Source organism: Bradyrhizobium sp. sGM-13 (assembly GCF_018398875.1).
Lineage (GTDB): Bacteria > Pseudomonadota > Alphaproteobacteria > Rhizobiales > Xanthobacteraceae > Bradyrhizobium.
The window spans coordinates 1-268 of sequence record NZ_JAGWDK010000305.1; the positions used below are offsets into that span (position 1 = coordinate 1).

Annotated in this window: 1 protein-coding gene; it reads right to left on the reverse strand. The window is 69.0% G+C overall.

What is annotated here, in order from left to right:
- Positions 1 to 236: condensation domain-containing protein (locus KJQ96_RS39145; protein ID WP_309142553.1), on the reverse strand; the 236-nt coding region annotated here is incomplete at its 3' end.
- Between the last annotated feature and the right edge of the window lie 32 nt (positions 237 to 268).

Consider the following 268-nt stretch of genomic DNA (forward strand, 5'->3'; position numbering starts at 1 on the left):
AACGGCAGGTCCTGATGCTCCTGCGCAGCCAGCGCCGTGCGCCGCGTCCGTTCCAGAAGCTGCGACACGCTCGGCTCGCCCGACAGCTCCAGCCGAAGCGGCAGGCTGTTGACGAAGAAGCCGATCAACCCTTCGATCTCGCGGCGGCCGCGATTGGCGCTCGGCACGCCGATCACAAGGTCGTCCTGCCCCGATAGACGCGCCAGCACCGCCGCCCAGGCCGCCAGCACCGTCATGAACAACGTCGTGCCATGCTGCCGGCTCAGCC